Source organism: Halotalea alkalilenta DSM 17697 (genome assembly GCF_000621205.1).
GTDB lineage: Bacteria > Pseudomonadota > Gammaproteobacteria > Pseudomonadales > Halomonadaceae > Halotalea > Halotalea alkalilenta.
This window is the reverse complement of record NZ_JHYY01000014.1, coordinates 197230-219584: the sequence shown is the minus strand read 5'-3', so window position 1 is coordinate 219584 and position 22355 is coordinate 197230. Positions and strand designations below refer to the sequence as shown.

Annotated in this window: 20 protein-coding genes; 9 read left to right on the top strand and 11 right to left on the bottom strand. The window is 65.1% G+C overall.

The genetic code is table 11. From position 1 onward, the window contains the following. Positions 1–141: 141 nt before the first annotated feature. From Q376_RS0102075 to ahpC, 3 genes are all read right to left on the bottom strand, one after another. Positions 142–1074, bottom strand: a complete 933-nt coding sequence (locus Q376_RS0102075) for a 2-hydroxyacid dehydrogenase (RefSeq protein ID WP_027348894.1) — start codon at positions 1072–1074, stop codon at positions 142–144. Between the two features lie 166 nt (positions 1075–1240). Then, positions 1241–2806, bottom strand: a complete 1566-nt coding sequence (gene ahpF / locus Q376_RS0102070) for an alkyl hydroperoxide reductase subunit F (RefSeq protein ID WP_027348893.1) — start codon at positions 2804–2806, stop codon at positions 1241–1243. Positions 2807–2899: 93 nt separating this feature from the next. Beyond that, complete coding sequence (gene ahpC, locus Q376_RS0102065) at positions 2900–3463, bottom strand: alkyl hydroperoxide reductase subunit C (RefSeq protein ID WP_027348892.1); 564 nt, start codon at positions 3461–3463, stop codon at positions 2900–2902. Positions 3464–3760: 297 nt separating this feature from the next. Between ahpC and Q376_RS0102060 the strand changes: the two genes are divergently transcribed. Next, on the top strand, positions 3761–4435 hold the full coding sequence (locus Q376_RS0102060; protein WP_081803344.1) for a gamma-glutamylcyclotransferase: 675 nt from the start codon (positions 3761–3763) through the stop codon (positions 4433–4435). A gap of 110 nt (positions 4436–4545) precedes the next feature. Here Q376_RS0102060 and Q376_RS0102055 read toward each other — a convergent pair whose 3' ends face one another. From Q376_RS0102055 to Q376_RS0102045, 3 genes are all read right to left on the bottom strand, one after another. Further along, positions 4546–5886, bottom strand: a complete 1341-nt coding sequence (locus tag Q376_RS0102055) for an OmpP1/FadL family transporter (RefSeq protein ID WP_027348890.1) — start codon at positions 5884–5886, stop codon at positions 4546–4548. A gap of 349 nt (positions 5887–6235) precedes the next feature. Next, positions 6236–6553 carry a hypothetical protein gene (locus Q376_RS0102050; protein WP_027348889.1) on the bottom strand — a complete coding sequence of 106 codons (318 nt, stop codon included), beginning with the start codon at positions 6551–6553 and terminating at the stop codon, positions 6236–6238. An 84-nt stretch (positions 6554–6637) separates the two neighbouring features. Then, positions 6638–7660 carry a branched-chain amino acid aminotransferase gene (locus tag Q376_RS0102045; protein WP_027348888.1) on the bottom strand — a complete coding sequence of 341 codons (1023 nt, stop codon included), beginning with the start codon at positions 7658–7660 and terminating at the stop codon, positions 6638–6640. Positions 7661–7995: 335 nt separating this feature from the next. Between Q376_RS0102045 and Q376_RS0102040 the strand changes: the two genes are divergently transcribed. The 5 genes from Q376_RS0102040 (at position 7996) to Q376_RS0102020 (ending at position 13981) form a co-directional block, all read left to right on the top strand. After that, positions 7996–9405: an amino acid permease gene (locus Q376_RS0102040; protein ID WP_027348887.1), complete on the top strand. Its 1410-nt coding sequence runs from the start codon at positions 7996–7998 to the stop codon at positions 9403–9405. Between the two features lie 218 nt (positions 9406–9623). Further along, complete coding sequence (locus tag Q376_RS21100; protein WP_052364858.1) at positions 9624–11135, top strand: NAD-dependent succinate-semialdehyde dehydrogenase; 1512 nt, start codon at positions 9624–9626, stop codon at positions 11133–11135. Beyond that, the gene (locus Q376_RS0102030; protein WP_027348886.1) at positions 11135–12541 is read left to right on the top strand and encodes an aminotransferase; all 1407 of its coding nucleotides are present in this window, start codon (positions 11135–11137) and stop codon (positions 12539–12541) included. Before Q376_RS21100 ends, Q376_RS0102030 begins: the two co-directional genes overlap by 1 nt. A 105-nt stretch (positions 12542–12646) precedes the next feature. Further along, positions 12647–13117 (top strand): universal stress protein, encoded by a 471-nt coding sequence (locus Q376_RS0102025; RefSeq protein ID WP_027348885.1) that lies wholly within the window; start codon positions 12647–12649, stop codon positions 13115–13117. A 252-nt stretch (positions 13118–13369) separates the two neighbouring features. Next, positions 13370–13981 (top strand): NAD(P)-dependent oxidoreductase, encoded by a 612-nt coding sequence (locus Q376_RS0102020; protein ID WP_027348884.1) that lies wholly within the window; start codon positions 13370–13372, stop codon positions 13979–13981. A gap of 75 nt (positions 13982–14056) precedes the next feature. Here the strand turns inward: Q376_RS0102020 and Q376_RS0102015 are convergent, their stop codons facing one another. Then, the gene (locus Q376_RS0102015; RefSeq protein WP_027348883.1) at positions 14057–14821 is read right to left on the bottom strand and encodes a DUF481 domain-containing protein; all 765 of its coding nucleotides are present in this window, start codon (positions 14819–14821) and stop codon (positions 14057–14059) included. 219 nt (positions 14822–15040) lie between these two features. Between Q376_RS0102015 and Q376_RS0102010 the strand changes: the two genes are divergently transcribed. Next, positions 15041–16762 carry an MFS transporter gene (locus Q376_RS0102010; protein ID WP_027348882.1) on the top strand — a complete coding sequence of 574 codons (1722 nt, stop codon included), beginning with the start codon at positions 15041–15043 and terminating at the stop codon, positions 16760–16762. 80 nt (positions 16763–16842) lie between these two features. On the opposite strand, the gene Q376_RS0102005 is transcribed toward Q376_RS0102010, so the two are convergent. The 4 genes from Q376_RS0102005 to Q376_RS0101990 all read right to left on the bottom strand — a co-directional run bounded on the left by Q376_RS0102005 (position 16843) and on the right by Q376_RS0101990 (position 19851). Next, the gene (locus tag Q376_RS0102005) at positions 16843–17544 is read right to left on the bottom strand and encodes a DUF2076 domain-containing protein (RefSeq protein ID WP_027348881.1); all 702 of its coding nucleotides are present in this window, start codon (positions 17542–17544) and stop codon (positions 16843–16845) included. A gap of 166 nt (positions 17545–17710) precedes the next feature. Beyond that, on the bottom strand, positions 17711–18397 hold the full coding sequence (locus Q376_RS0102000) for an HAD family hydrolase (protein ID WP_027348880.1): 687 nt from the start codon (positions 18395–18397) through the stop codon (positions 17711–17713). 104 nt (positions 18398–18501) lie between these two features. After that, positions 18502–18960, bottom strand: coding sequence for a hypothetical protein (locus Q376_RS0101995; RefSeq protein ID WP_043445726.1), 459 nt, complete (start codon positions 18958–18960; stop codon positions 18502–18504). Between the two features lie 144 nt (positions 18961–19104). Further along, the gene (locus Q376_RS0101990; protein WP_027348878.1) at positions 19105–19851 is read right to left on the bottom strand and encodes an FCD domain-containing protein; all 747 of its coding nucleotides are present in this window, start codon (positions 19849–19851) and stop codon (positions 19105–19107) included. Between the two features lie 228 nt (positions 19852–20079). Between Q376_RS0101990 and manD the strand changes: the two genes are divergently transcribed. Both manD and Q376_RS0101980 read left to right on the top strand, forming a co-directional pair. Beyond that, positions 20080–21291, top strand: coding sequence for a D-mannonate dehydratase ManD (gene manD, locus Q376_RS0101985; protein ID WP_027348877.1), 1212 nt, complete (start codon positions 20080–20082; stop codon positions 21289–21291). A 41-nt stretch (positions 21292–21332) separates the two neighbouring features. Continuing rightward, positions 21333–22343, top strand: coding sequence for a TRAP transporter substrate-binding protein (locus tag Q376_RS0101980; protein WP_081803342.1), 1011 nt, complete (start codon positions 21333–21335; stop codon positions 22341–22343). Positions 22344–22355: the final 12 nt, after the last annotated feature.

The window sequence follows — 22355 nt, the reverse complement described above, 5'->3', positions numbered from 1 at the left end:
ACCCCAACCCGTTCGTCCCGAGCGGCGCCGGTACGCGCCAAGGTCGAGTCCCGGCTCGGCAGTGGGGGCGCCAGTCGAGGGATCCAGCGGCGGCGGTGAGGCCGTGGTTCGACTCGGCTCGTTCCTCGCGTTGTCGAGCGCTCAGTAGCCCCGCGCTGCGTCTGCGATATCGGCGACGGTACCGGTCTCGGCGAAGGCGCGGATATTGGCGGCGACGATCCGGCTGCCGGTGGGGGCGTCGATCTGCGAGGCGATGTGCGGGGTGACGGTGATCTTCGGATGAGCCCAGAACGGATGCGCCGCCGGCAGCGGTTCGAGGTGGAATACGTCGAGCGTGGCGCCGGCGAGCTGACCGTCATCCAGCGCGGCGAGAAGGTCGTCATCCACCAGGTGGGCACCGCGTGCGGCGTTGATCACCGAGGCACCGCGGGCGAGTCGGCTGAACGTCTCGGCATTGAGGATGCCTCGGGTCGCGCCGGTAAGCGGAAGGAGGCAGACGAGGATCTCGGTCCCGGTGAGAAAGGCATCGAAGCCCTCGCTTCCCGCATAGGTGGTGACGCCGGCGATCTCCTTGGGGCTGCGCGACCAGCCGACGGTCTGGAAGCCGAGGGCGGCAAGCGCCTGGGCTGCGACGGCGCCGAGGTTGCCAAGGCCCATGACCCCGACCCTGCGCGAGGTGGCGGGGGGCACGATCACCGGGTGCCATTGGTGTCGCTGCTGTGCGGCCTGTATCTCGGGCAGCGCCCGGTGGTGACGCAGCGCGTGCAGGACGATGTACTCCTTCATCCTCTGGGTCAGGTCGGTGCCCACGGTGCGGATGATCGGTACTCCCTGCGGCAGCTCCGCATCCGCGAGCACATGGTCTATCCCCGCCCCGAGCGAGACGATCGCCTTGAGATTGACGAACGGCTTCATGCAGCCGGTCTCGGGTCGCCAGACGACGCAGTACTCGACGGCGCGCGGATCGGGGCAGTCCTCGATCGGATGGATATCCCACTCGGGCATCAATTCCCGCAGCGCCTGGCACCACCATTCGGTCTTTTCCCTGACGGGTACGGAAATGACGATGCTCATGCGGGCTCCTCGTGACGGCTTTCGGCAGGGCCTCGCAGCGCAAGGCCTGTGGATACAGTGTCTGCGATCGCCACCGGCGGTCAATGCGAAAGATCCCGCCCGTCTGGCGCAAACGAAAAAAGGCCCGCGCCAAAGGCAGCGGGCTCTTCGATCATCTTCGCTCGGCTCAGGCCGGTGCGGTGATCCGGATCAGGTGGTCGAAGGCGGAGAGCGACGCCTTGGCGCCTTCACCCATCGCGATCACGATCTGCTTGTAAGGCACGGTGGTCACGTCGCCAGCGGCGAACACTCCGGGAGCCGAGGTCTGGCCGCGCTCGTCGATGATCACCTCACCGCGGCCGCTGAGCTCGATCGAGCCCTTGAGCCAGTCGGTGTTGGGCACCAGGCCGATCTGGACGAAGATCCCCGCCAGCTCGACGGTGCGCTCTTCTCCGCTCGCGCGGTCCTTGTAGACCAGCCCGCTGACCTTGTTGCCGTCGCCGACCACTTCGGTGGTCAGGGCGTTGGTCAGCACGGTGACGTTGGGCAGGCTCATCAGCTTGCGCTGGAGCACCGCATCGGCGCGAAGCGCGGTGTCGAACTCGATCAGGGTGACGTGGGAGACGATGCCGGCGAGATCGATCGCCGCCTCGACGCCCGAGTTGCCGCCGCCGATCACCGCGACCGGCTTGCCCTTGAACAGCGGACCATCGCAGTGCGGGCAGTAGGCGACGCCCTTGTTGGCATACTCGAGCTCGCCGGGCACGTTCATCTTGCGCCAGCGCGCACCGGTGGCGATGATCAGCGACTTGGCCTTGAGCGAGGCGCCGTTGGCGAACAGCACTTCGTGCAGGCCGCCTTGTTCCTTCGCGGTGATCAGCTTCTCGGCGGTCTGCAGGTTCATGATCTCGACGTCGTACTGCTTGACGTGCTCCTCGAGCGCGGCGGCGAGCTTCGGTCCTTCGGTCTCCTTGACCGAGATGAAGTTCTCGATCGCCAGGGTGTCGAGCACCTGGCCGCCGAAGCGTTCGGCGGCGACGCCGGTGCGAATGCCCTTGCGCGCGGCGTAGATCGCCGCCGCCGCGCCGGCCGGACCGCCGCCGACCACCAGCACGTCGTAGGCCTGCTTGGCATTGAGCTTCTCGGCCTCGCGGGCCGCGGCGCCGGTATCGAGGCGGCCGACGATCTCCTCGACGGTCATCCGGCCCTGGCCGAAGTTCTCGCCGTTGAGGAACACGGTCGGCACCGCCATGATCTGGCGTTTCTCCACCTCATCCTGGAACAGCGCGCCGTCGATCATGGTGTGGCGGATGTTCGGATTGAGCACCGCCATCAGGTTGAGCGCCTGGACCACGTCGGGGCAGTTCTGGCAGGAGAGCGAGATGTAGGTTTCGAAGACGTATTCGCCTTCGATCGACTGGATCTGCTCGATCAACTCTTCGCTGGCCTTGGAGGGGTGGCCGCCCACGTGCAGCAGCGCCAGCACCAGCGAAGTGAATTCGTGACCCATCGGCAGGCCGGCGAAGCGCAGGTCGATCTGCTTGCCCGGGGTGCCGAGGGAGAAAGAGGGCCGACGTGCGTCGGCGCCGTCCTCGCGCAGGCTGACCTTGTCGGAGAGGCTCTCGATGTCCCTGAGCAGGGTGGAGAGTTCACGCGACTTGTCGCCGTCATCCAGGGACGCGACGATCTCGATTGGACGAGTGACCCGCTCCAGGTAGCCCTTCAATTGAGTTTTTAGATTGGCGTCCAGCATGGTGACGTTGCCTTTGTCGAAAACGGAAGTGGTGTGCAATGAAAACGCCCGCGGTAAAGAGCTCGCGCGGGCGCTGTATTCATGCGGCCGGGGTCAGATCTTGCCGACGAGGTCCAGCGAGGGCGACAGGGTCGCTTCGCCTTCTTTCCACTTGGCCGGGCAGACTTCGCCAGGGTGGGCGGCGACGTACTGAGCAGCCTTGACCTTGCGCAGCAGCTCGCTGGCATCGCGGCCGACGCCGCCGTCGCTGATCTCGACCAGCTTGATCTTGCCTTCCGGGTCGATCAGGAAGGTGCCACGCTCGGCCAGACCGTCTTCCTCGATCAGCACGTCGAAGTTGCGCGAGATGCGCCCGGTCGGGTCGCCGATCATCGGGAACTGCAGCTTGGCGATGGTTTCGGAAGTGTCGTGCCACGCTTTGTGGGTGAAGTGGGTGTCGGTGGAGACGCTGTAGATCTCGACGCCCAGCTTGGTGAATTCGTCATAGATATCGGCCACGTCGCCCAGCTCGGTCGGGCAGACGAAGGTGAAGTCGGCCGGATAGAAGAACACGACGGACCACTTGCCTTTGAGGGTCTCTTCGGAGACCGGAACGAATTCGCCCTGATGATAGGCGGTGGCGCTGAACGGCTTGATTTCGGTATTGAGAAGCGACATGGACACGAGCTCCTGCTGGTAAGTGGGAGTTACGACTTTATGGGAAAGCCGGTTATCGAAACAATTGATTGAGCGCATGGCTGAAATTGCCAAGCGCTATCGGAATCGAGCCAAGGGCGCGGTGCCGACCCATCGTTGAATGGCGCCGGAAGGATGTCGGTTCAACCCTGCGAGAGCAAGCTGTGACACCGATAAATTCCTATTTCGAATAAAAAAATGTTTTTAAATTTCTTTTTCGCAGTTTAGCGAGGTCGTAGGATGACTCATCCCAGTCGCCTTGCCGCTCAAGGGTCGTCCATGATCGAAGCCTCCAGTTCCTCCCCTGCTTTCGCCACCACCTCCCTGGTGCGTGCGGCTTCGATGCCTTGCTACCCGCCGAGGCTCGCCGCCTCCAGGCGCTACGACGATGTCGAGCTGGCGGCCTCCATCACCGCTACCCTCAGGCAGCGTCGCGAAGGCGAGATCTGGCTGTTCGCCTATGGCTCGCTGATCTGGCGGCCCGAAGGGCCGGCGCTGGAGCGCCAGCGCGCCCGCGTCCATGGCTATCACCGCGGTCTCAATCTGTGGTCGCGCATCCATCGCGGTACTCCCGAGCGGCCGGGGCTAGTGCTCGGGCTCGATCGCGGTGGCAGCTGCCTGGGCGTCGCCTACAGGCTGCCGAGCGAAGGACTCGAGCCCCAGCTGATGGCGCTCTGGCGGCGGGAAATGCCGGATGACTCCTATCGGCCCGCCTGGCTCGGCTGCAGGCTCGCCGACGGGCGCAGGATCGAGGCGCTCGGTTTCGTCCTCGAGCGTGAGCGGCCAAACTACGCAGGCCAGCAGCCCGATACGGTGATTCGCCAGGTGTTCGATCATGCCCGCGGCCACTGCGGCAGCAGCCGCGACTACCTCGCCAACACCCTGACCGCCCTGCGAGCCCGGGCGATGCCGGACCACCGCCTGGAAGCCACCTTCGCTCGCTGCGCGCGCTGAATCTCGTCTCGAGACGACACCAAAAGCCCCCGGCACCGCGAGGTGTCGGGGGCTTGCTCGGTGGGAACGACTCAGATGCGCTGACTAGAAGCGCTGACTAGAACCGATGACTAGAACCGATAGCTCAGCTGCGCGCCGAAGCCATGGGCCTTGTTCCGGTATCGGGCCGAGTAGTTCGCCTCGACCAGTCCACCGCCATAGCTGCGCTGCTGGTCGACGTCGGAGGAGACCTCCTGGAGATAGGAGTAGGCGAAGTCGAGGGTCAGCTCGGGGATCGGCGTCCAGCCGGCGCCGATCGAGGCGATATATCTGTCGTCGGTAGGAATGCGCACGCTGCGGTGTCCGTCCTCGGTCGGCGTCTTGTCGTAGGAGAGTCCTGCACGCAGCACCCATTTCGGATCGAGCTGGTAGGAGCCGCCGAGGGCGAACTGCCAAGCATTCTTGTAGTCCTGCTGCTCGAACAGCGCCGCCGAGCCCTCCGGACGCACGTGGATCTCCCTGAACTGGCTCCAGCGCACCCAGGCCGCGCCCGCCATCACCGTCCAGCGATCGTCGATTTTGTGGGTCACCGATAGGTCGATGGTTTCCGGGGTGGTCAGCGCGAGACTGCCGCCGCGGCGGGTAGTACCGACCGCCAATGGGTTATCGGCGGAGGGCGTGCCTTGGCCTGCGACGTTGGTGTAGTGGACCCGCCCATCCAGGTGATAGGAAACCTTGGACCGATAGCTCAGGCCCAGGGTGGTGGCGTCGCTCGGCCGGTACATCATGCCGAGGTTGTAGCCCCAGGCTTCGTCGTCTCCCCTGACGTTGACCCGTCCCTCACCGCGGCCCGATCCGCTGGCCAAAGCCGAGACGTCAGGAGTGAAACTACGCAGCTCCCCATCGACGCGGTTGTAGGTAATCCCCAGGCCCACCGAGAAGCGATCATTGAATTTATACGAAATCGTCGGTTGCGCGGTGATCACTCTGACCGAAGTGTAGTCGCCGAAATATCGGCCTTGGAAGTCATGACCATAGTCGGTGACCGCGCCGAAGGGTGAGTAGACGCCAAAGCCAAAACCCCATCGTTGATCGAGTGGCATGGCGAAGAAGCCGAAAGGCACCAAAGTGCCCGGTACCATATCGTCACTCGAGGCGCCTGCGGTGGGGATGCGCTGGTTTGGCGCCAGCGGGCTGCCCAGGTATCCGTTCGAATCTCGTACCTTGGTCTTGACGTCGAGATAGGTGCCGCCGACCGACAGCTGTGCGCGATCGAGAAACGAGATCCCCGCCGGGTTGCCATGGACGATGGACGCATCCTGTACGTTCGAGCTGCGCCCTGCGAAGCCGGCCCCCTGGGCGCTGACGCTCTGCTCGTTGAGCTGCCATCCACCGGCCAGCGCCGCAGCCGGAAGTCCTCCCGCTGCCAGGACGGTGAAGGTGGCGACGATGCTTTTCGATCGTGTGTTCATGAGCCTCATCCCTTGAGCAAATCCTATCCAATGACGCGCGAAAGCGGCCATGAAGGCTCGCTCGTAGAGCGTCTTTTTCCTCCTCTTTATTTGCTCGGTAGGGAGTGTATTGGTCAAGTTAAAACGATTGTTTTAAACCCTCGATTTTATTTTCATTGGTCGAAGATACGGAAGTATTAAGACGTTTTAATAACGAAGGGAAAGGTGGGCGTTGGCGACGGATGCATCGCGCAGTTCGCTGAAGGTAGGCGGGCATCAATTGGGCGGAGCGTACTCAGGCGCTCGAGCTCGAGCGAGGGCAGTGGCATGCAGCCTGTGCCTGGCAGAGAGGAGGGACAGCGAAGCTGGTTCAGTGATCCGTCGGTTCGGCGATGCGCTCGACCAGGGCTGCGTTGTTTTCGAACCGCACGAAGGCCACATCCTCGCCATGCTCGAGCGTGGGCTGGCGCAGGTCAGCGATGCGTGCGCGATAGAAGCTGCCGTTGATGAAAACGCCGATCGCACGGTCGCGGGGCCGGGTGGTGCAGCGTAGCCGCTTGCCGGGAGTGATCTCTTTATCGGCGGTGCGCGCCGGATTCGGCCGGGAGCGTGAGCGGATCAGGCGGATCAGTACCAGTATCACGACGGCAGCGGCGACCGCGAGGATGGAAAGCCAGGTAATGCTCATGGGGTTCGTCGCTTCCGGTATTCGAGGGATCGAACGACGTCCCCGTCGCACGGCGCGACGGGAACGGTGCGAGGGAAAGGCGGATCAATCGACCTTGACGATCCAGCCCGCGGGCGCTTCACGATCGCCGTACTGGATGCCGACCAGCTCCTCGTAGAGCCGCTTGGTCACCGGGCCGACCTCGGTCTCGCTGTAGAAGACGTGGAAGTCGGGGCCGTTCTGGATCCCGCCGATCGGCGTGATCACCGCCGCGGTACCGCATGCGCCGGCCTCTTTGTAGCCGTCGAGCTTGTCGATGAAGACATCTCCTTCTTCGACCTCGAGGCCCAGGCGCTCCTTGGCCAGTTCGAGCAGCGAGTACTTGGTGATGCTCGGCAGGATCGAGGGCGATTTCGGGGTGACGAAGCGGCCGTCCTCGGTGATCGCGAAGAAGTTGGCCGAGCCCACCTCCTCGATCTTGGTATGGGTCTCCGGATCGAGGTAGATGCAGTCGCCGAACTGACGATTCTTGGCATCCAGGCCGGGCAGCAGGCTGGCGGCATAGTTGCCACCGACCTTGGCCGCGCCGGTGCCGTTGGGCGCTGCGCGGTCGTAGTCCGAGACGATGAAGTTGGTCGGCGTCATGCCGCCTTTGAAGTAGGCGCCTACCGGCGTGGCGAACACCGAGAAGATGAACTCCGGTGCCGAATGGACGCCGATGTTGTCACCGACGCCGATCAAAAAAGGCCGCAGGTAGAGTGCGCCGCCGGTGCCGTACGGCGGGATGAATCGCTCGTTGGCGCGCACCACCTGCTTGCAGGCATCGATGAACTTCTCGGTCGAGACCGCCGGCATCAGCAGGCGAGCGCAGCTGCGACGCATGCGCGCGGCATTCTGGTCGGGGCGGAACAGGTTGATCGAGCCGTCCTTGCAGCGATAGGCCTTGAGGCCTTCGAAGCACTGCTGACCGTAGTGCAATGCGGTCGAGCCTTCGCTGATGTGGAGTTTGTTGTCCTCGGTCAGCTGGCCCTCGTCCCACTCACCGCCCTTCCAGTGGGAGATGTAGCGGAGATCGGTCTTGATGTAGTCGAAACCGAGCGTCTTCCAATCGATATCTGCACTGCTCATTGAGAATTCCTGAATAGTGAATGGCGAAGCGCCTTACCTCCTCCCCGGGCGTGGAGCGCTGGCGAGCGAAGCGGAGTCGTCTCCCGTCTCCGTGCTGGCTGCCGGGAAGGCGACCAGCTGAGCATGGTGGGCGTTATCGGTGCTCCCATCATAGCGCCAGGGGGTGGCTTCATCCATGCGTATGCAGAGATCGATTGGCTCTCTGTGTATTGGCTAAATGGCTCTTTACCCAAGGGCCAAGTCACGTTTCCATTCAGCCAGGGTTAAAAGCACCCCCATTCGTCGCCGGCGATGCCGGCTCGCATGAGTCCAATCACAACGCAGTGCGAGGTTCCATGTCTTCAACCGTTCGACCAACAGAGCTGCAGGGGCAGCTCAAGACCCGTCAAGTGACGATGATTTCGATCGCTGGAATCATCGGTGCCGGGCTTTTCATCGGCTCGGCCAAGGCCATCGCCACGGCGGGCCCCGCCGTGCTGATCTCCTATGCATTCACCGGCCTTTTGGTGCTGCTGGTCATGCGCATGCTCGGTGAGATGGCGGTCGCTCAGCCCGACTCCGGCTCGTTCTCGACCTACGCCGATCGCGCGATCGGCAAGTGGGCGGGCTTCACCATCGGCTGGCTCTATTGGTGGTTCTGGGTATTGGTAATACCTGTAGAAGCGATCGCGGGCGGTGCGATCATCAATAGCTGGCTGCCTTCGCTGCCGGTCTGGCTGGTGTCGCTTGCGATCGTCGTGGTGCTGACCTTGACCAACCTGCTCAGCGTCAAGGGATTCGGTGAGTTCGAGTTCTGGTTCGCGCTGGTCAAGGTGGTGGCGATCATCGCCTTCATCGCGCTGGGACTCGCCGCGGTGTTCGGCCTGCTGCCGGTGCCCGAGGTCGGCGGCGTCGAACGGCTGGTCTCCAACGGCGGCTTCGCGCCCAACGGTATGGGTGCGATCGTCGGCGGTGTGCTGATCACCGCGTTTTCCTTCTTCGGCGCCGAGATCGTCACCATCGCCGCTGCCGAGTCGCGGGATCCGCAGCGCCAGATCACTCGTGCGACCAACCTGGTGGTATGGCGCATCGCGATCTTCTACCTGCTGTCGATCTTCCTGGTGGTCGCCCTGGTCGACTGGAACGACCCGCGCCTGGTCGAGGTCGGCACCTTCCAGCGTGCCCTCGAGGTGCTCGAGATACCCGCGGCCAAGCTGATCGTCGACCTGGTGGTGCTGGTCGCGGTGACCAGCTGCATGAACTCGGGGCTCTATACCGCCTCGAGGATGCTGTTCTCGCTCGGCCGGCGCGGCGACGCACCGTCGGCGGTCACCCGGCTCTCGCTCAAGGGCGTGCCCAGGGTGGCGGTACTCACCTCCACGCTGGTCGGCATACTCGCCTGCCTTGCCAACTTCCTGTTTCCCGGCCAGGTGTTCGATACCCTCTTGGCGACCACCGGCGCGGTGGCGCTGCTGGTCTATCTGGTGATCGCGGTATCGCAGATTCGCCTGCGCCGTGCCCTCGAGGCCAAGGGTGAACGGCCCGAGCTTCGCATGTGGCTGTTCCCCGGTTTGAGCTATCTGACCGTCGCCGCGCTGGTGCTGGTGCTCGGCTACATGGCCTGGGCGCCGGCGTTTCGTGCCGAGGCGGTGATGACCGCCGCGGTCGGCGCCCTGGTACTGGCCGCCGGGTTGATCAACTCGGGGCGGCGCGAGCGCCTCGAGCGCGCATCCAGCAGCCATCGTGTCGGGGTCGAGAACCGCTGAGCGAAGCGGTTCTCGACCGGCCCGGTTCCTGCGTCTGGCGCTGATTCCAGACGCAGGGGCCCGTGCAGGGCAGAAAAAATCCCATCCCTCCCCAGGCAGGACGAAAAAAACGCCAACCAGGATGGCCGGGTTTCGGAAAACCTCGTCGGGACTTGGCGAGTAGCCTTGAGACATCGATCACCGTCCGCGCCCAGCCGCGGGCCAGCGGAGATGTCGCCATGCCTGCCGTTCCCGGACTCCTCGACCCTTGTCTGTTTCGCCAGCTCGCCTACCTGGATGGCAAATGGGTCCATGGCGAGGGCGCCCAGCGCGATCTGGCGGTTACCGACCCCGCGACGCTCGAGGTGCTGGGGCACGTGCCGATGCTCTCGGCATCGCAAGTGGACGCGGCGATCGCCGCCGCCGATCGCGCATTCGCTACCTGGCGCGAGCTCGGCATCGACCGGCGTACCGCGCTGCTCGAGCGCTGGCACCGCTTGATCCTCGAGCACCGTGAGGACCTCGCCCGGTTGATCACCCTGGAGCAGGGCAAGCCGTTGAACGATGCCCGGGGCGAGGTCGACTACGCCGCGAGCTTCGTCAAGTGGTTCGCCGAGGAGGGCCGGCGTGCCTACGGCGAGACGATCCCGAGTCACATCCACGGCGCCTCGCTCGCGACGGTCAAGGAGCCGGTCGGCGTCGCCGCCCTGATCACGCCGTGGAACTTTCCGTTGGCGATGATCACCCGCAAGGCCGCGGCCGCGCTGGCCGCCGGCTGCACCGTAGTGGTCAAGCCCGCCAACGAGACGCCTTTCATCGCCCTCGCCCTGGCCGAGCTTGCGGAGCGCGCCGAACTGCCCTCCGGTACGTTCAACGTGGTCACCGGCGATGCCCCGATGGTGGCTGGGCGGCTGTGCAGCGACCCTCGGGTGATGGCGCTGTCGTTCACCGGCTCGACTCGGGTGGGGCGTCTGCTGCTCGCGCAGTGCGCCGACAGCGTCAAGCGGGTATCGCTGGAGCTCGGCGGCAACGCGCCGTTCATCGTCTGTGCCGACATCGATCCGGAGCTCGCCGCCGAGGCGGCGGTCGAGGCCAAGTTCCAGACCTCCGGGCAGGACTGCCTGGCGGCCAACCGGATCTTCGTCCACCGCTCGATCTACGAGCCGTTCATCGAGCGTTTCGTCGAGCGGATGCTGAAACTCGAGCTGGGTAATGGCTTCGATCGAGTCGAGCTCGGTCCGTTGATCCATCGCCGCGCGGTCGAGCAGGCCGAGGCGCTGGTCGAGGACGCGGTGACGCGCGGTGCGCGGCTCTATGGCGGCGACCAGACCCGCGCGCCGGGGCCCAACTTCTTCGTCCCCGCGCTGCTCGCCGACGTCACCCCGGCGATGAGGGTGTTCCGTGAGGAGAGCTTCGACCCGGTCGCGGCGGTGTGCGCCTACGATGACGAGGAGACGCTCCTGCGCGACGCCAACGACACCGAATATGGCCTCGCCGCCTACGTCTATGGCCGTGACCTCGCGCGTGTACGGCGGCTGGTGCGCGGGCTGCGCTTCGGCATGGTCAGCGTCAACTCGGTGAAGATGACCGGACCCCCGGTGCCGTTCGGCGGCGTCAAGCAGTCCGGACTCGGCCGCGAGGGCGGCCGCGCCGGGCTCGAGGAGTACCTGGCGACCAAGTACGTCTGCATCAGCGATCCGCCCGGCGAGGGCAGATCCGCCGCGAATCGTGATTCGACCGGAGAGCTGTGATGAGAGAGAACGTCTCGACCCAATCGTTGCTCGAGCGCGACCGCGCCTTGGTCTTCCATGCCTCCACCCATCTGCGCGACTATGCCCAGGGCAGGGTGCCCGGGCGGGTGATCAGCGGCGGTCGTGGCATTCGCCTGCGCGATCGCGACGGCCATGAGCTGATCGATGGCTTCGCCGGGCTCTACTGCGTCAACGTAGGCTATGGGCGTGAGGAGATCATCGAGGCGATCGCCGCCCAGGGGCGAAAGCTCGCCTACTACCATACCTACGCCGGCCACACCAACGAGCCGCTGGTCGAGCTCTCCGAGAAGGTCCTCGGGATCGCCGGGCAGGGGATGTCGAAGATCTATTACGGGCTCTCCGGCAGCGATGCCAACGAGACCCAGATCAAGCTGGTGCGCTACCACGCCAACGTGCTCGGTACCGACAAGAAGAAGATCATCTCGCGCACGCGCGGCTACCACGGCTCGACCATCGCCGCCGGTTCGCTGACCGGCCTGCCGAGCTTCCATGACCACTTCGACCTGCCGATCGCGGGCGTTTTCCACACCGACGCACCTTACTACTATCGCCGCGACCGCACCGAGCAAAGCGAGCGGGAGTTCTCGCGCCAGTGCGCCGAGAGCTTGGAAGCCCTGATCCTGCGCGAAGGGCCGGACACGGTCGGGGCCTTCATCGCCGAGCCGGTGCTCGGCACCGGCGGCATCGTGCCGCCGCCGCAGGGCTATTGGAAGGAGATCCGCGCGGTGCTGGACCGCTACCAGGTGCTCTTGATCGCGGACGAAGTGGTGTGTGGCTTCGGTCGGCTCGGTGTCGACTTCGGCTCCCAGTACTACACGATGAAACCTGACCTGATCACCGTCGCCAAAGGGCTCACCAGCGCCTATCTGCCGCTTTCCGGGGTGATGGTCGGCGAGCGGGTCTGGAGGGTGCTGGAGCAGGGCACGGGTGAGTTCGGCCCGATCGGCCACGGCTACACCTATTCGGGGCACCCGCTCGGCGCCGCCGCCGCGCTGGCGAATCTGGAGATCATCCGGCGCGAGGGGCTGACCGCCAACGCCGCTCGGGTCGGTGCCCATCTCCAGGCCCGGCTGGCCGAGCGCTTCGAAGGGCATCCGCTGGTCGGTGACGTGCGTGGCGCAGGCCTTTTGGCCGCGCTCGAGTTCTCGCCTCGGCCGCGCGAGCGCAGGCAGTTCGAGCCCGCGCTCAAGATCGGCGCACAGGTCAGCGCCGCAGCGCTCGAGCAGGGATTGATCGCCCGAGCGATGCCGCATGGTGACATCCTGGGGTTCGCTCCTCCTTTGGTCATCACCACGGAGGAAGTCGACGACCTGGTCGAGCGGGCGGGGCGCGCGGTTGACCGGGTGCGTGATGAATTGATCAGGGAAGGCGTAGGCTTGGACTAAAGTCGTGCGGCGTTAAGTCCACTCGTAGCGAAGGGAGATGCGTGCTATCGATAAGCCAGAAGGGTGACGCGGTGTCACCCGCTCCACCCCTGTTGGGAGGCGACGATGAAAAAGCTCGACACCCTGCTGTTCGCGACCGATTTCTCCACCGGTGCGGCCCATGCCACCGAAATCGCCAACACGCTTGCCCGCCTCACTGGCGCCAAGCTCCATGTCGTGCACGTGCTCACTTTGCTCGAGACCTCGGTCTATTGGCAGACGCCGATGATCGCCGCCGGAGTCGACCAGCGCCGCCTCGATGAAGAGCTGCGCACCCAGGCGGAGCACGAGCTGGGGCGATTCGTCGAACGCTACTTCGAAGATCCCGCGTTCGGTGAGCCGCTCGAGATCGAGCGCAAGGTCGTGGAGGCCAGGGTGCCGTTCGAAGCGATCATCGCCGAGGCAGAGCGGATCGGTGCCGATATGATCGTGATGGGGACCCATGGCCGCAGTGGCGTGCTGCGCGCCCTCGCGGGGTCGACCGCTGAACGGGTGGTGCGTCATTCGCCGGTGCCGGTGCTCACCTCGCGGGGGTGAGCACTTACGATCGCTCCGGCCTGCCGATGCGCAGGACGCATCGATTCGAGTGATTCGCTCGATCCATGCAACGATGCCGCCACCGTTACGCGGCTGTTCCTCGCTCTCTTCGAGGCTAGGATGAGGACAGGTTCTCATCCTGGCGGCATCGGCCTGGACTTCAGCCGCATCTTCGTGCGTGGCCAGCGGCCAGGGCGTGTCGCCACCCGTTGATCGGTTCGACGATCGAGTATTCTCGAAGGGAGCAACGCCATGAAAGTCGCAGTGATCGGTATCAGCGGTAACGCGGGATCGAGGCTCGCCGCCGAGCTCCTCGCCAGAGGGCACCAGGTTACCGGGATAGCACGCTCTCCCCAGTCGTCGCTATCGCATCAGTGGCTCACCCTGGTACGCGGCGACGCCAACGATGCCGAAGGGCTCGCGGCGCTGCTCACGGGTCACGATGCGGTGATCCATGCGGCGCGTTTCTCCTCGGTGGATCCCGACGCGGTGATCGCCGCTGTCGAGCGTGCCGAGGTGCCGCGACTCTTGCTGGTGGGTGGGGCGGCGACGCTGCTCGACGGGCAGGGCAGGCGATTGCTGGACGCCCCGGACTTCCCCGCTGCCTATCGTGACGAGGCGCAGGGCGGCGCGCGCTTCCTCGCCCGGCTGCAGCAGACCAGCGGGCTCGATTGGACCTTCCTTTCGCCCTCGGCGGAGCTGGTGATCGGCGAGCGGACCGAGCACTTCCGGCTAGGGGAAGACCATCTGCTGGTCGATGAGCACGGGCGCAGTTGGATCAGCTATGAAGATCTCGCCGTCGCCCTGGTCGATGAGCTCGAACGGCCGGCGCATTCGCAGCGGCGCTTCACCGTCGGCTACTAGCCGTTCCTGCGCTTTTCCCTTCTCGAAGCTGAAACGGCGGCCAGTGGCCGCCGTTTCAGCTTCACACCGGCGGGTTCAAAGGCCGTAGACCAGCGAGACCGTGGTGGTGGTATCGGTCTTGTGGTCGGTGCCCTCGGGGGGGGAATCGTTGTGCTCGACGCTGTAGGCGACGCGCAGGGTGAAGTTGCTGTTGATCGAGACGCTGAGTGCCGATTCAGCGGTGGTAGTGGTGTTGTTGCCGGCTATCTCGGTCGCCACGCCCTGGGTGAAGCGCGCGGTATCGGAGAACTGATAGCCGTAGTTGATCGCACCATAGCCGATCATCCGGGTTTCGGTGCCATCCTCCTCGAGATCGTCGTGGCGAACCCCCGGGCCGAATTCATAGGAGAAAGAGTGCGGCGGGCCGATGAGCACTTGCCGGCCGTAGCCGCCAGCCAGGGTGTAGCGGTTCTGGTAGCCGGCGAAGCGGTTGCTCTGCCAGCTCAGCTGGCTGAACAAGTAGTTCTGCGACGATAGGTTGTAGCGACTGCGGCCGCCCAGCGCGTAGCGCTCCGCGGTGGTTTCGTCACCGGAGGAGGCGCTGTTGGCCGAGGCCCAGAGGCTGTAGGACCAGGGTTCGCTGAACCAGGTCATGGTGGTGGCGGCGTTGAGGCTGGAGGCGTCGCTATTGCCGGTGTGTCCGGTATAGCCCAGCTCCACCTTGCCGATGAAGGGCTGCTCGGCGGAGGCCGGATCGTCGAGCACGTCGAAGTCGGCGATGTCGGCCAGTGCCGGAGCGCTGGCCGCCGCGAAGGCGGCGCCGAATAGCAGTGGGACGGTGCGAAATAGATGGGGGCTCACTTGAGAGTCCTTCGAGGATGATGGTTGTAACAGCTGCAACGGTAGGTGGTTCGCGCTTGAGGCTCAAGTGCGAGCTGGCTGCCAGCGTACTATCGGTTGGCGGTGCGAGCGTCGCCGATGCATGAATTGCGCTGGCCGTGGGACGCCCGGAGCGCCTAGAGTGGGGGAGCGCCGCATCAGGCGTCGAGATGAACGAACCGCTCTCCGCCGAGGCTCTTCATGTTGCAGCCCGTTTCACCCCAGAACGATCTCCCTCTCGAATCCCAGCGGGCCGAACCCGAGCAGAGCAAGCGCGACGAGGGTGCATTGGCGCCGCTTCGAGTACCTGCCTACCGAGCGATCTGGATCGCTTATCTGTTCGCCAACCTCGGTGTCTGGGCCCAGTCGGTGGCCGCCGCCTGGGTAGTCACCTCGGCGCAGGCAAGCCCGCTGATGGTGGCGATGATACAGGTTGCCGCCTCCCTGCCGCTGGTGATTCTTTCGATCGTCTCCGGGGTGGTCGCCGACAACTACGACCGTCGGCGGATCATGTTGGTGGGGCTGGGATTCGAGATCAGCGGCGGGGTGTTCGTCACCGCCTGCGCGTTCCTCGGCTATCTAGACCCGATCCTTCTGATCATGTCGATCCTCTGGATCTCGCTGGGCGCGGCGATCACCATCCCGGCCTGGCAGGCGGCGGTCAACGAGCAGGTGCCCAAGCGGATGGTCGGCAGCGCCGTGCTGCTCAACAGCGTCAACTACAACGTCGCCCGCGCGCTGGGACCGGCGCTCGGGGGCTTGCTGCTCAGCCTGGTCGGTCCCGCCTGGGTGTTTTTGTTCAACTGCTTCTGCTACGTCACCCTGATCTGGGCGATCTGGCGCTGGCGGCGTGCGCTGCCCGAGCGGCGGCTGCCGCCCGAGCGGCTCTACGAGGGCGTGGTCGCGGCGCTGCACTTTACCCAGTACTCGAGCGTCACACGACTGGTGATGGCGCGCTCGTTCGCCTTCGGTCTCTCGGCCAGTTCGGTCTGGGCGTTGCTGCCGCTGGTCGCCCACCAGAATCCGCGTGGCAGTGCCTCGCTCTATGGACTGATGCTCGGCGCGCTGGGGCTTGGCGCGATCTTCGGCAGCACCCAGGTAGGCCGGGTGCGGCAGCTGCTCGGCAGCAGCCGCTTGATCAGCGCAGCAGCGGCGACGCTTGCGCTGATGCTGGTACTGATCGGCGTATCCAGCACGCTCTGGCTGCTATTCCCCGCCCTGATCATGATCGGCAGCTGTTGGATCGCGGCGCTTGCGACCTACAACACCTCGGTGCAGCTGCTGGTGCCGGACTGGGTCAAGGCTCGGGCACTGGCGCTCTACCAGACCGCGCTCTACAGCGGTCTGGCATTGGGCTCGTTTCTCTGGGGGCACCTCGCCGAGACGATGGGAGTGCATGGCGCACTGCTCGCCGCCGGCATCCTGCTGCTGCTCTCGGCGGCGGTCTTCCTGCCTTCTCGCCTGCCTGAGCTCGACCCTCAGGGGACCGTGCAGGTGCCACTGCCGAGAATGGCGGGCCCCAGCTTCAACTTCGATCCTCAGCGGGGGTCGGTGCAGGTATCGATCGAGTATCGCATCCCTACCGAGCGCACGCGGGATTTCGTGCGCGCCGCCCGGGCGCTGCGCAAGCTCAGGATGCGCAACGGCGCGGAGCGCTGGTCGCTCTATCGCGACATCGAGGAGCATGAGCTTTGGCAGGAGGTGTTCCTGGTGCGCAACTGGCTGCAGCACTTGAGGATGCTCGATCGGATGACGATCAGCGACAAGGTGATCATCGATGCGGTGATGACCCTGCATGCGGGAGAGGCCCCGCCGAGAGTCCGCCACGGCGTGAGCTATCGCTCCGCGCCCCGGTCAAAAGCGGCAGAAGCCCCCGTGGCGCAGGCAGAAGAGCGTCCGCCGATGGAAGGGAAGCGCGCATAGCGTCGCTGGCCGGGCGTCCATTGGGCGGGGCGGCGATGAGCCGCCCCGCGAGCGACCAGGGCAGTGGTCCGAGGCGATGATCAGATGAATTCGTCGTCGTTGAAGTCGTCGAAGCCGCCGCCATCGTCGTAGCCTGCGTCCTGCATGCCGTCGTCGACACCCTGGTCGTCTAAGCCCGCGCTCTGCATGCCGTCGTCGTAGCCTTGATCGGCATCCTGGTCGAAGCCTGCATCCTGCGCCGAGGTATCGAGGTTGCTGGCGCCTTCGTTGACGATCTCTTCGCCGCTGTGGCCGCTGAACATGTTCATCAGCATATTGCCCAGCACCACGCCACCGGCCACCCCGGCCGCGGTCTGCAGTGCGCCGGAGAGGAAGCCCCTGCCGCCGCCGCCCTGGGGCTGCGGCTGAGCGTTGTTGGCGCCCCAGCCCGGCTGGGGCCGTGCGCTGCCGCGCTGCGCTCTTTGGCTCGGCGCCGCCTGTGCCGCGCTGCGCTGGGGGCCCGCGCCGCCGAACAGGCCAGCGAGGAAGCCACCGCTGGAGCGTTCGCTCTTGGCTTGCTCGAGCGATTTCTCCAGCGCCTCGACGCGCTCGTTGAGGCGCTCGAGCGCGGACTCCTGGATGATGATCGTCTGCGCCATGTAGTAGGGCGCCGCCGGCTGGGCGTCGAGGCGCTCCTGGATCAGCCGCGCGGCTTCGGCGTCACGTTCGCCGGTCTGCTGTTCGGCCTGCTTGAGGCGGTCGAAGAGACCGTTGATCAGGCGTTGCTCGTCCGCTGAAGACATGGGTTGCTACCTCGAAATGTGCTGGACTCGAAATGCATTGGATAATGCCGCGCCGCCGCCGACGACGCAGCCCTCGCCATAGCCTCGCCGCGCGTCGGTCGAACGCGCGGCCGGGCAGTCGTACATCGACACCATGGTTGGATCGCGCGCTGCCCCTCGGGGTTCCCTAAGCGCTCGCCGCACTTCGTTCGGCGATGATTTTCTCCACCATCGATGGCAGCTGCGCCATCGTTCGAATCTCATGGGCGCCCTCAGGGGTACGCTCGCGCTCGCTGAAGCGATTGAGGTGGATCACCTGCATGCCGGCGTCGATGCCCGATTTGAGGCCGACCGCTGCGTCGTCGATCACGATGCAGCGCTCCGGCGGGGTATCGAGCGCTTTGGCCGCGTAGAGGTAGAGCCCCGGATCCGGCTTCCAGATGCCGACCTCGTAGGCGGAATAGAGATGATCGCCGAACTGTGCCGCCAGGCCGCTCAGCGACATGGAGAGCTTGATCTTGCGCAGCGGTCCGTTGGAGGCGACGCAGCGCGGATGGGCGCTGAGCGCCTCGAGCGCCTCGGCGACGCCGTCGATGGGCTCGAGCTCCTGCTTCATCCGCTCCTCGAGGCTCGCGCGCATCTGCTGTTCCAGCTCCTTGCGCCGTTCCATGTCATCGACCTTGCGCCCGTGGCGCGCCTCCAGGTCGGCGAGGATGAACGGAAAGGCCACGCCGCGGTAGTCGAGCATGTAGTCCTGCGGCTCGAAAGGCAGCCCAAGGCTCGTGAAGGTCACCGCCAGCTCTCTGGCCAGCAGCGGCTCGCTGTCGACCAAGGTACCGTCGCAATCGAAGATCAGGCTCCAGCGCTCGCTCATCGGAGGCTCCAGTTCGGTGTGGAGGAGAGAAAAGAACTCGCCCGAGGCGGGATGCGCTCGGGCGGCTTGGATCGGGTACAGCCCGTATGCACGAGACGCATCGCTCAGTTGGAGATCGTCACCATGTCGCCCTTCAGCGCCACGCCCGCGACCACGTTGCCGGCATGGCACTCGTAGTTTTCGTTGTCGACGTTCTCGCGCTGGTTGTAGTAGCTGGAGATGTTGACCACGGCATTGGCGCCGACCGCCCGGGCGCGCTCCTGCAGGTTGATCAGCGCCGACAGCGCGACCCAACGGCAGGCGCCTTCGTCGGACTTGAGCACTGAATTGGTCTTGCGATCAGTGTAGTAACCGCCGCGGCGAGTGATGATCTCGGGGTGCAACTGGTTGCCGAAGTAGAGCCGGATCGACGGATCGAGCTTGGACTGCGCTTCGGGCAGCGCGAGGACATCGCGAAAGGGCAGCATGTAGAAGGTATCGCGAGCCTGGGCCGCCTGGGCCACGAGAACTCCGAGCGTGATCAGCACTGCGGTCGACAAAGTCTTGAACAGCGACAACGACATGGTACGGTTCCTCCTCGAATTCGGGTGCGGCGCACGGATGCCATGACCACCTGGACGTCCCGTTACCGCCGGCAAAGACTACCCGCAGAGGCCATCGCGAGCAAAGCCCCGAAGATGAATATCCGTTTCGCCCCTATCGTGGGTTCAGTGCGCGGCGGTGGGAGTATCGAAGAGGAAACCGTCGAACCCGGGGTCGTCGGTGTCGGAGAGCGCGAACAGCACCTCCTTGACCCGCTCGATATGGTTCCACATCGCGTCCCGCGCTCCCTCTTCATCTCGCTTGCGCAGCATGGCGAGGATCCGTTGGTGATGCTCGAGCCACTCCCCGCGATAGGAAAAGTCCAGGATCCTGCCGTGCAGCCTGCGCCACATCGTACTCCTGCGCTGTTCCCAGAGTCGCTGGGCGATCTCGACCAGCATGGCGTTCTGGCTCGCCCGGGCGATGCCGAGGTGGAAGGCCTGGTCGGTGGAGTCGGCTGCCTCGAAATCGCGCTGCCCGGCTTCCTCGCGCGCCAGCAGCTCGCGTTCGCGCTCCAGCAGTGACGAGAGCGCAAGCAGCTCCGCCTTGCTGATCCGCTGCGCGGCGTGGGCGGCGATGGCGCTTTCGACCACCTGGCGCGCGTCGAGCAGCTCGAACGGACCGATCTCCTCGTCCCCGTCCGCCGGTGAGCGTGCCGGACGCTCGAGCAGATAGGTGCCCGAGCCCTTGCGTACCTCCACCCAACCTTCGATCTCGAGCATGATGAAGGCCTCGCGCACCACCGTGCGGCTGACTTCGAAACGCTGCGCGTAGTCGCGCTCGGTCGGCAGCCGGGTGCCGACCACGAAGGTCTGGTCGGTGAGCTCTTGCTTCAAGCGCGCGGCGATGTGCTGATACTGGCGCTGCGCCATTTTGCACTCCTTTTGGCATGCCAACATCTTCATCCTACCTGAGCGGTCACTCGCGGGCATCCGTCGCGGCGCCAAGTCGCATCGATGCATTCGTGCGTCAAATTGGTATGCCATTTAACCAAGGTATATCGAGACATAGGTCTTGATTGGTATGCCAATAAAAAGGACAACCGCTTAGCATCGCACCATGGTCATGCGAGATAGCCACCATCGAGGCAGAGGGATGCTATGAAGATCACGCGGGCGAGAGTGATTGTCTGCTCTCCAGGGCGAAACCTGGTGACGCTGAAAATCGAGACCGACGAGGGACTTTACGGCATTGGCGATGCCACGCTGAACGGCCGCGAACTGGCGGTGGTGGCCTACCTCGAAGAGCACCTGCTGCCGACGCTGATCGGCCGTGACCCGGCGGCGATCGAGGATATCTGGCATTACGCCTACCGTGGGGCCTACTGGCGTCGTGGTCCGGTGACGATGAGCGCGATCGGGGCGGTGGACATCGCGCTTTGGGATATCAAGGCCAAGGTCGCGGGCCTCCCCCTGCACCAGTTGCTGGGCGGCCCCAGTCGCGAGCGGGTGATGGTCTATGGCCATGCCACCGGGCGCGACATCGAAAGCTGTCTCGATGAGGTGCAAAGACATGTCGAGCTCGGCTACAGGGCTGTGCGGGTGCAGTGCGGCATCCCCGGCATGGCGACCACCTATGGCGTGGCCAAGAAGAGCGGCGAGCGCTACGAGCCGGCCGACGCCGAGCTGCCCGCCGAGCACGTCTGGGATACCGCCCGCTATCTCGACCACGCACCCAAGCTCTTCGCCGCCGCGCGCCAGCGCTTCGGCAACGAACTCCACCTGCTCCACGACGTCCACCATCGATTGACCCCGATCGAGGCCGCGCGGCTCGGCAAGGAGGTGGAGGAGTTCCATCCCTTTTGGCTGGAGGATTGCGTACCGGCGGAGGAACAGGACGCCTTTGCGCTGATTCGTCAGCACACCACCGCGCCGCTCGCCGTCGGCGAAGTGTTCAACTCGATCCACGACTGCAAGGCGCTGATCGAGAGCCACTGGATCGACTACATCCGCACCTCCCTGACCCACGCCGGCGGGATCACCCATGTACGGCGGATCGCCGACTTCGCCGCCCTTCATCACGTCCGCACCGGCTTCCATGGCGCCACCGACCTGTCGCCGGTGTGCATGGGAGCGGCGATCCACTTCGATACCTGGGTACCCAACTTCGGCATCCAGGAATACATGCCTCACGAAGCCGTGGTCGACGAGGTATTCCCCCACGATTACCGCTTCGAGGATGGCCACTTCATCGCCGGCCAGACCCCTGGGCACGGCGTCGACATCGATGAGGAGCTGGCCGCGCGTTTTCCCTATCGACGCGCCAGCCTGCCGGTCAACCGGCTGCTCGACGGCACGCTCTGGCATTGGTGAGCGTCTCTTGCGCACTCGACGAGAGGTGAGGAAATCACTCGATGACAGCGATTCAACCCCCAAGGCGATGGCACCGCTGCCGCGCCGCCGGACTGATCGGGTTCGGCCTGTGCGTCGCGTTCTCGCTATGCGTGGTACAGCCGGCGCAGGCGGCCGAGTACGTGCTCAAGTTCGGCCATCTGGCCAACCAGCACAACGTTTGGCACAGGGCGGCGCTGCGTTTCAAGGAGCGGGTCGAAGCCGATTCGGGCGGCCGCATCGAGGTGCGGGTCTATCCGAGCGACCAGCTGGGCGGCGAGCTCGACATGATCAACAGCATCCAGCTGGGCATCGCCGACATGACCATCACCGGCGAGAGCCTGCAGAACTGGGCGCCGAAGGCCGCACTGATGGCCGCGCCCTACGCGTTTCGCGACAGGGAGCAGCTGCGCCGGGCGGTGGAGGGGGAGGTGGGCGAGGAGATCGGTGCGCAGATCAACCAGCGCACCGGGCTGATCCCACTGACCTGGCTCGAGCGCGGCCCGCGGGAGCTGACCGCCAACCGCCCCATATCCCATCCCGACGACCTGCGCGGAATCCGCTTGCGCGTACCCAACGTGCCGCTGTTCGTGGCTACCTGGCAAGCGCTCGGCGCGCGGCCGACGCCGATGGCGTTCAGCGAGGTGTTCACCTCGCTGCAGCAGAGCACCATCGAAGGGCAGGAGAACCCGCTCGATCTGATCGAAAGCGGCAGCCTGTTCGAAGTGCAGAGCCATGTCAGCCTGACCCATCACGTGCGTGGCTGGATCTACGTGGTGATCGGCCAGCGCCAGCTCGAGCGCATGCCAGAAGAGCTCCAGCGAGTAGTGCGCGAGGCCGCCGACGAGATGCAGCGCTACCACGCCGAGCTGTTCGAACAGGACCAGCAGCGCTTGGACCAGACGCTGCGCGAGCGGGGCATGGTGTTCGTCGAGGTCGACCAGGAAGCATTCGCCGAGCAGGCGCGGGAGGCGGTGCTCGGTGCGCTCGACGAGGAGCAGCGGGCGCTGTTCGAAAAGATCCAGGCGCTCTGAGCCCGGATCACC

What these genes read in the sequence shown, in the direction of transcription:
- Q376_RS0102055 (WP_027348890.1), bottom strand. Translation starts at nt 5,886, where the DNA reads ATGAACACACGATCGAAAAGCATCGTCGCCACCTTCACCGTCCTGGCA.
- Q376_RS0101990 (WP_027348878.1), bottom strand. Translation starts at nt 19,851, where the DNA reads ATGGCGCAGCGCCAGTATCAGCACATCGCCGCGCGCTTGAAGCAAGAG.
- manD (WP_027348877.1), top strand. Translation starts at nt 20,080, where the DNA reads ATGAAGATCACGCGGGCGAGAGTGATTGTCTGCTCTCCAGGGCGAAAC.
- Q376_RS0102005 (WP_027348881.1), bottom strand. Translation starts at nt 17,544, where the DNA reads ATGTCTTCAGCGGACGAGCAACGCCTGATCAACGGTCTCTTCGACCGC.
- Q376_RS0102020 (WP_027348884.1), top strand. Translation starts at nt 13,370, where the DNA reads ATGAAAGTCGCAGTGATCGGTATCAGCGGTAACGCGGGATCGAGGCTC.
- Q376_RS0101995 (WP_043445726.1), bottom strand. Translation starts at nt 18,960, where the DNA reads ATGTCGTTGTCGCTGTTCAAGACTTTGTCGACCGCAGTGCTGATCACG.
- Q376_RS0102000 (WP_027348880.1), bottom strand. Translation starts at nt 18,397, where the DNA reads ATGAGCGAGCGCTGGAGCCTGATCTTCGATTGCGACGGTACCTTGGTC.
- Q376_RS0102010 (WP_027348882.1), top strand. Translation starts at nt 15,041, where the DNA reads ATGTTGCAGCCCGTTTCACCCCAGAACGATCTCCCTCTCGAATCCCAG.
- Q376_RS0102075 (WP_027348894.1), bottom strand. Translation starts at nt 1,074, where the DNA reads ATGAGCATCGTCATTTCCGTACCCGTCAGGGAAAAGACCGAATGGTGG.
- Q376_RS0102030 (WP_027348886.1), top strand. Translation starts at nt 11,135, where the DNA reads ATGAGAGAGAACGTCTCGACCCAATCGTTGCTCGAGCGCGACCGCGCC.
- Q376_RS0102040 (WP_027348887.1), top strand. Translation starts at nt 7,996, where the DNA reads ATGTCTTCAACCGTTCGACCAACAGAGCTGCAGGGGCAGCTCAAGACC.
- Q376_RS0101980 (WP_081803342.1), top strand. Translation starts at nt 21,333, where the DNA reads ATGACAGCGATTCAACCCCCAAGGCGATGGCACCGCTGCCGCGCCGCC.
- Q376_RS0102050 (WP_027348889.1), bottom strand. Translation starts at nt 6,553, where the DNA reads ATGAGCATTACCTGGCTTTCCATCCTCGCGGTCGCCGCTGCCGTCGTG.
- Q376_RS21100 (WP_052364858.1), top strand. Translation starts at nt 9,624, where the DNA reads ATGCCTGCCGTTCCCGGACTCCTCGACCCTTGTCTGTTTCGCCAGCTC.
- ahpC (WP_027348892.1), bottom strand. Translation starts at nt 3,463, where the DNA reads ATGTCGCTTCTCAATACCGAAATCAAGCCGTTCAGCGCCACCGCCTAT.
- Q376_RS0102045 (WP_027348888.1), bottom strand. Translation starts at nt 7,660, where the DNA reads ATGAGCAGTGCAGATATCGATTGGAAGACGCTCGGTTTCGACTACATC.
- Q376_RS0102060 (WP_081803344.1), top strand. Translation starts at nt 3,761, where the DNA reads ATGATCGAAGCCTCCAGTTCCTCCCCTGCTTTCGCCACCACCTCCCTG.
- ahpF (WP_027348893.1), bottom strand. Translation starts at nt 2,806, where the DNA reads ATGCTGGACGCCAATCTAAAAACTCAATTGAAGGGCTACCTGGAGCGG.
- Q376_RS0102025 (WP_027348885.1), top strand. Translation starts at nt 12,647, where the DNA reads ATGAAAAAGCTCGACACCCTGCTGTTCGCGACCGATTTCTCCACCGGT.